This window comes from Arthrobacter sp. Y3225116 (genome assembly GCF_059091245.1).
The window spans coordinates 1-6,000 of the sequence record NZ_JBNHGL010000175.1 but is presented as its reverse complement, the minus strand read 5'-3'; the positions used below and the strand labels follow the sequence as shown (position 1 = coordinate 6,000).

Annotated in this window: 5 protein-coding genes and 1 pseudogene; 3 read left to right on the top strand and 3 right to left on the bottom strand. The window is 66.9% G+C overall.

The genetic code is table 11. The annotated features are described in order from the left end of the window. Positions 1–215: 215 nt before the first annotated feature. The 3 genes from AC5RV2_RS13570 to AC5RV2_RS13560 all read right to left on the bottom strand — a co-directional run bounded on the left by AC5RV2_RS13570 (position 216) and on the right by AC5RV2_RS13560 (position 3,075). Complete coding sequence (locus AC5RV2_RS13570) at positions 216–989, bottom strand: SDR family oxidoreductase (RefSeq protein ID WP_494092767.1); 774 nt, start codon at positions 987–989, stop codon at positions 216–218. Between the two features lie 61 nt (positions 990–1,050). After that, positions 1,051–2,457 carry a GntP family permease gene (locus AC5RV2_RS13565; RefSeq protein WP_494092766.1) on the bottom strand — a complete coding sequence of 469 codons (1,407 nt, stop codon included), beginning with the start codon at positions 2,455–2,457 and terminating at the stop codon, positions 1,051–1,053. A gap of 87 nt (positions 2,458–2,544) precedes the next feature. Next, positions 2,545–3,075 carry a gluconokinase gene (locus tag AC5RV2_RS13560; RefSeq protein WP_494092765.1) on the bottom strand — a complete coding sequence of 177 codons (531 nt, stop codon included), beginning with the start codon at positions 3,073–3,075 and terminating at the stop codon, positions 2,545–2,547. 259 nt (positions 3,076–3,334) lie between these two features. On the opposite strand from AC5RV2_RS13560, the gene AC5RV2_RS13555 reads away from it, so the two are divergent. From AC5RV2_RS13555 to AC5RV2_RS13545, 3 genes and pseudogenes are all read left to right on the top strand, one after another. Then, a complete protein-coding gene (locus AC5RV2_RS13555) occupies positions 3,335–3,613 on the top strand; it encodes a DUF3040 domain-containing protein (protein WP_494092764.1) in 279 nt (92 codons plus the stop codon). 352 nt (positions 3,614–3,965) lie between these two features. Beyond that, positions 3,966–5,636: a thiamine pyrophosphate-dependent enzyme gene (locus AC5RV2_RS13550; RefSeq protein WP_494092763.1), complete on the top strand. Its 1,671-nt coding sequence runs from the start codon at positions 3,966–3,968 to the stop codon at positions 5,634–5,636. Positions 5,637–5,811: 175 nt separating this feature from the next. Further along, positions 5,812–6,000 (top strand): annotated as a pseudogene (locus AC5RV2_RS13545) (hypothetical protein); the annotation flags it as partial.

Sequence of the window (6,000 nt, the reverse complement as noted above, 5' to 3'; positions counted from 1 at the left end):
ACGACCCGCACTCAGTGGCCTTTCGAACGTTGTGCTGCAAACCGCAGATTTCCTCGTGCCGGAGATACCCCGGGGGCCTCCGCATCGACGGTCCAGTCTAGGCCATGAGTTTGTACCGGAGGCCGGCGGGCACGCCCGGCCGCGCGGCCTCAGGTGGAAGGAAGGGTAGGTCCGCATGCCTTTCGATGGTGCTGCAAAACTACGACGGGTCGGGGTCAGACGACGGTGGTCATGCCGCCGTCGATAAACACCACCTGGCCGTTCACAAAATTGGAGGCGTCGGAGGCCAGCCAGATGGCAGGTCCCACGATGTCCTCCACCGTGCCCCAGCGGTGTGCCGGGGTGCGGCCCAGGATCCACGCATTAAAGGCCTCGTCGTCGACCAGCTTCTGGGTCATTTCGGTGTGGATGTAGCCCGGGGCGATCGCGTTGATCTGCAGCCCCAGGCTGGCCCACTCGGCAGTCATCGCCCGGGTCAGGTTGCGGATGCCGCCCTTGGACGCCGTGTAGGGGGCGATGGTCGGACGGGCCAGGTCGGTCTGGACGGACGCGATGTTGATGATTTTCCCGGCGCCGCGTTCGATCATGTGCCGGGCGGCCTCGCGGCCCACCAGGAAGGCGCTGGTCAGGTTGGTCCGCAGCACGCGCTCCCAGTCGTCCACGTCCAGGTCCAGCATCGGCACCCGGTGCTGGACGCCGGCGTTGTTGACCAGCACCCACAGGGGGCCCACTTCGCGCTCGACCCAGGCCACGCCGTCGGCCGCCGCCTGCGCGTCGGTGACATCGAAGGCCCGGGCGTGGATGCGGTCTTCGCCGAACTCCGCGGCCAGCTCCGCGCGGGTGCCTTCCAGCCGTTCCTCATCCAGCCCGTTGAGCACCACGACGGCGCCCGCGGCGGCGAGCCCGCGGGCGATCGCCTTGCCGATCCCGCGGCTGGAGCCGGTCACCAGCGCCACCCGCGAGGAAATGTCGAACATGTTTACAGTCATTACTCTCCAAATGCGGACGGGACGGCCGCAGCCGCCCCGTCCATGTTGCCCAAGGGTTGTACTAGAAAGGCGTGGCGATCAGGTAGATGGCCAGGGCCAGGACAAAGCCGATGATGCCCACCAGCGCCTGGCCCACGGTCCAGGTCTTCAGCGTGGTCTTGGTGTCCATCTGGAAGAACCGGCTGACCAGCCAGAAGCCCGAGTCGTTCACGTGGCCGGCGAACACCGAGCCGGCGGCCAGCGCCAGCACGATGGCGGCCAGTTCCACCGGGTTGAAGTCCGGGTTGCCCATCACGACCGGCTGGACCAGAGCGGCCGCGGTGGTCAGCGCCACGGTGGCGGAGCCCTGTGCCACACGGACGACGGCGGCGATCACGAAGCCGGCGACGATGATCGGCAGGCCGATCGCGTCCAGCGAGCCGGCGATGGCGTTGCCGATGCCGCTCGAGCGCAGCACACCGCCGAACATTCCGCCGGCGCCGGTGATCAGGATGATCGAGCAGACCGGGCCCAGCGCACTGTCGACCACGGTTTCGATCAGGCTGCGTTCCTTGCCCTGGCGGTGGCCCAGCAGCCACATCGCCAGGAGCACGGTGATCAGCAGGGCGATCGGGGTTTCACCCAGCGTGCGCAGGACCTGTACCCAGGTGTCCTCGAGCGAGACAACCTCGGCGGTGGCGAGCATGTTCAGGCCGGTGTTGAGGAAGATCAGCAGCAGCGGCAGCAGCAGCAGGAAGAAGATGGTGCCCAGCTTCGGGGCGGAGCGGAATTCGTTCTCCACCGAACCCTTCGGGGCATCGAGGATGTCCGGCACGGCGATGTTGAACCGGCGGCCCAGGAAGTGGCCGAACAGGTAGCCCACCAGGTACCAGGTCGGGATGGCAATGACCAGGCCAAGAATCAGAACGAGTCCGACGTCGGCGCCCAGCAGGCCGGTGGCGGCCACGGGACCCGGGTGCGGCGGCACGAAGATGTGCATGACGGAGAAGGCGGTGGCTGCGGGGAACGCATAGGTCAGCAGCGATCCGCCCAGGCGTCGTGCCACGGTGAAAATGATCGGCAGCATGACCACGAGGCCGGCGTCGAAGAAGATCGGGAAACCGAACAGCAGCGATGCCACGGAGAGCGCCAGCGGCGCACGCTTTTCGCCGAACTTGTTGATCAACGCCTGCGTCATGACGTCCGCGCCGCCGGAGACCTCCAGCATGCGGCCGAGCATGGCGCCCAGGCCGACCAGCAGGGCCACGCTGGCCAAGGTTCCGCCGAAGCCGCCCAGCAGCGTCGGCATAATGTCTGCGGCCGGAATGCCGGTCGCCACTGCGGTGAGCAGGCTGACAATAATCAGCGACAGGAAGGCGTGCACGCGGAACCGCATGATCAGCACCAGCAGCAGCGCGATGGCTGCTACGGCGACCAGCAGGAGGCCCGCCGTGCCCAACGTCCAGTTGAGCTCGAGTTCGGTCATCATTGTCCTTCGTTGTATCGGACGGTTGCCCGACGGGTTATCGGATCAACCGTTTCAGTTGTTGGCTCAGTTGCTTCCCGCCCGCCGGCGCTAGCTCCCCGCTGGGCCGGCCGGGTCCTGCAGGTAGTGCTCCACCAGCACCGCAATCCGCTCGGGGGAATCGGTGACGGAGACCTCAAGGCCCGCCTCGTCGTCGCCGAGCGGTTCCAGCGTCTGGAACTGCGAATCCAGCAGTGTCGGGGGCATGTATTCGTGGTCGCGCCCGCTGATCCGCTCGGCAATCAGTTCCTGGCTACCGGTGAGGTGAACGAACCGGGTCTGCGGCGCGAAGGAGCGGATCAGGTCGCGGTAGCTGCGCTTCAGCGCCGAGCATGCGACGACGGCGGTGCTTCCCTCCGCCAGCTTCTCTGCCATGACCTGGCCGATGGCGCTCAGCCAGGGGTGGCGGTCGGCGTCAGTCAATGGCTGGCCGGAGGCCATCTTTTCCTTGTTCGCAGCGCTGTGCAGGTCATCGCCGTCGATGAACTCAAGGCCGAGGTGCCGGGCGACCGCGCTGCCCACCGTGGATTTTCCGCATCCTTGGACGCCCATGACCACCAGCGGGGGATATTGCAGAGACATGGGCAGAACTCCTCAGACGCATCATTACATCTGATTTGGTGACCAATCTCTCGTCAATAAATCAGATTTATCCGGATCAAAGTACCACCGGCGGAGATGCTCCGGCAAAACCGCAGCGTTCCGCCGAGGGCGTCGGTAACGAATCGGCCTTCGCTTGGCCCCGGCCCATACCCCCGGCGGGCATCCCGAGGCTACATTTGTCTTATACGGTGTCCGGCGCGGCACCGGCTGCGGCGCCGCGGAGCCCGAGGAGGTCGGAATGTCTCTATCGGATGACGAACGGCAGCGCCTGGACAAACTGGGGCAGCAACTGGAGAACGACGACCCCCGTCTGGCCCGCTCCCTGTCGGCCCGCGGCGTGCTGGTCTTCGGCCACGTGGTCGGGGCGGCGACCCTGCTCGCCCTGGCCGGCGCGCTCCTGCTGTTCATCGGCATAGCGGGGAATGCGCTGGTTCTGGCCATGCTGGGCCTCATCTGCCTGGCCGCGGGCGCCATCCGCGGCTGCGTCGATTTCGTGGCCCGCCACCGGCGCGGGTAAGAACGGCCGCAGCAGCCACCTCGGGCCCGGGAACAGGCACCGCCGCGCGGGAACGGGCAGCGGCGCCGGGCGGATCTGCCGCCCGGGCACGCCGCGGTACCGGGGCGGATCTGCCGCGCGGATATGCCGTCAGCGCCCTGCCGGCATTCGGCCTAGGTTGCACACCCCGCCCGGACAATGCGAACCACGTCACTTTCGTTACCTCGCCATGTCACAGGGACGGTGTCATAACACACCCCATCATGTACTTTTGCTCAAGCGCGTTCATCGGGCACCGTGCACCCGCACGAGAAGAATGCCGCGGACGAGTTCGATTCAAAGGTGAAAGAGGTCTCCTGTGACACAGGATCAAATGGAAGCGGTCGCAGTCGCAGCGCAGCAGCAGCAGCCGGTCCGCAAATCGGCAGGGCACATCATTGTCGATTCATTGATGGCGCACGGCGTCGAGCGGACGTACGTGGTTCCCGGCGAGAGCTACCTGGAGGTGTTGGACGGACTCCACACTTCCAGCATCGACACCATCGTCTGCCGCCACGAAGGCGGGGCTGCCTACATGGCCGAGACGGACGGAAAGATGAACCAGCGTCCGGGCATCGCCATGGTCACCCGCGGACCCGGCGCGGCCAACGCCCACGTCGGCCTCCACACCGCCTGGCAGGACGCCACGCCCATGGTGCTGTTCGTTGGCCTGATCCCCTTCGAGCACCGTGACCGCGAAGCCTTCCAGGAATTCGACATCAAATCCTGGTTCGACACCGGCGCCAAGCGGGTCATGGTGCTGGACCACCCCGAGCGGGCCTCCGAAATCGTCGCCGAGGCCATGTTTGCCGCCATGAGCGGGCGGCCGGGACCCGTCGTCGTCGGTCTTCCCGAAGATGTCATCCGCGAAGAAGTAGACGCCACGCTGCACCCTGTCATCCCCGTGGCGCAGGGCGGCATGACGGTCACGGACTGGAAGGCGCTCAAGGCCGCGCTGAAGGAAGCCGAGAAGCCGCTGTTCGTCGTCGGCGGCAATGACTGGACCCAGGAAGGGTCCAGCGCGCTCACGACCTGGCTCGAGGAGCACAACATCGCGGCGGCGGTCGAATGGCGCTGCGAGGGCACCATCCCCTTCGACTCCCCCTCCTACGTGGGCCCGATCGGCTACGGCCGGCCGAAGCCCACCTACGACCTGCTCGAGGAAACCGACCTGCTGGTCTTCGTCGGCACCGTCCCGGGCGATGTCATCACCGACGGCTTCCTGGTCCGGCAGGATTGGTCCAAGAAGAACTTCCTGGTCACCATCGACCCGTCGCTGCGGGGCCGCTCCGGCCCCGTCTCCTACCAGATCGTGGCCAAGCCTGACGTCTTTGTCCGCGACCTGGTCATGATGGACCTGCCGGTGAAGGACGAGTGGAAAGACTTCACCCAGCGCATGCGCGGCGAGCAGGTCAAGTTCGCCGCCCTGCCGCCGGCCGAGCCCGGTGACGGGCCGGCCCGGATGGACACCATGATGGCCAACCTGGTCGCGGGCCTGCCGCGCGACGCCATGGTCACCCTCGGCGCCGGCGAGCACACCAACTGGGCGCACCGCTACTTCCCCACCCACGACTACGCCTCCATGCTGTCGGCCCGCAACGGTTCCATGGGTTACTCCGTCCCCTCGGCCATCGCCGCCTCGCTGGCCCACCCGGGACGGCGCGTGGTGACCATCGCCGGCGACGGCGAGTTCCTCATGAACGGGCAGGAACTGGCGACCGCCGCCCAGTACGGGGCCACCCCGCTGGTCATCGTCATGGACAACCAGGAATACGGCACCATCCGCACCCACCAGGAACGCTGGTACCCGGAGCGGATCTCCGGCACCCAGCTGAAGAATCCCGACTTCGCCCTGATGGCCCAGGCCTTCGGCGGCTTCGGGGTGAAGGTGGAGAAGGACGCCGATGTGCCCGCCGCCCTCGAAGCTGCCCTCAAGGCCATCGACGAGGACAAGACCTTCGCCCTGATCCACCTGGTGGTCGAACAGCGGGTCAAGGCCTACTGACACCCCTCAGCTGATCGAAGGCCGGTGGCCGGGGCGTTATGCCCCGGCCACCGGCCTTTCTCGGGAAAAATCACGAGAGCGTAACCTTTCACCCTCCTCCTTCGATTAGTCAGGTGTAAGGGCGCGCCGCGCTAGCAGTACCGCGGCCGTGCCGAGCAACCTTTTGAGGAGATCCATGTCGAATCGTTTCCGCACCCTGAGCCTGCCCGCCAAGGGAGCCGCCCTGGCCGCCGTCATCGCCATGGGAGGCGCCGGAGCCGCCGTGGCAGCACCCGCCCTGACCGCCGTCGGCGGCTCGGAGACCGCGGTCACCACCCCGGCAGTCCCGGCCACCCCGGCTGTCCCCGCCGGCGAGGGTGAGATC

Coding starts and splice junctions, on each gene's coding strand:
- AC5RV2_RS13570 (WP_494092767.1), bottom strand. CDS start 989: ATGACTGTAAACATGTTCGACATTTCCTCGCGGGTGGCGCTGGTGACC.
- AC5RV2_RS13565 (WP_494092766.1), bottom strand. CDS start 2,457: ATGATGACCGAACTCGAGCTCAACTGGACGTTGGGCACGGCGGGCCTC.
- AC5RV2_RS13560 (WP_494092765.1), bottom strand. CDS start 3,075: ATGTCTCTGCAATATCCCCCGCTGGTGGTCATGGGCGTCCAAGGATGC.
- AC5RV2_RS13555 (WP_494092764.1), top strand. CDS start 3,335: ATGTCTCTATCGGATGACGAACGGCAGCGCCTGGACAAACTGGGGCAG.
- AC5RV2_RS13550 (WP_494092763.1), top strand. CDS start 3,966: ATGGAAGCGGTCGCAGTCGCAGCGCAGCAGCAGCAGCCGGTCCGCAAA.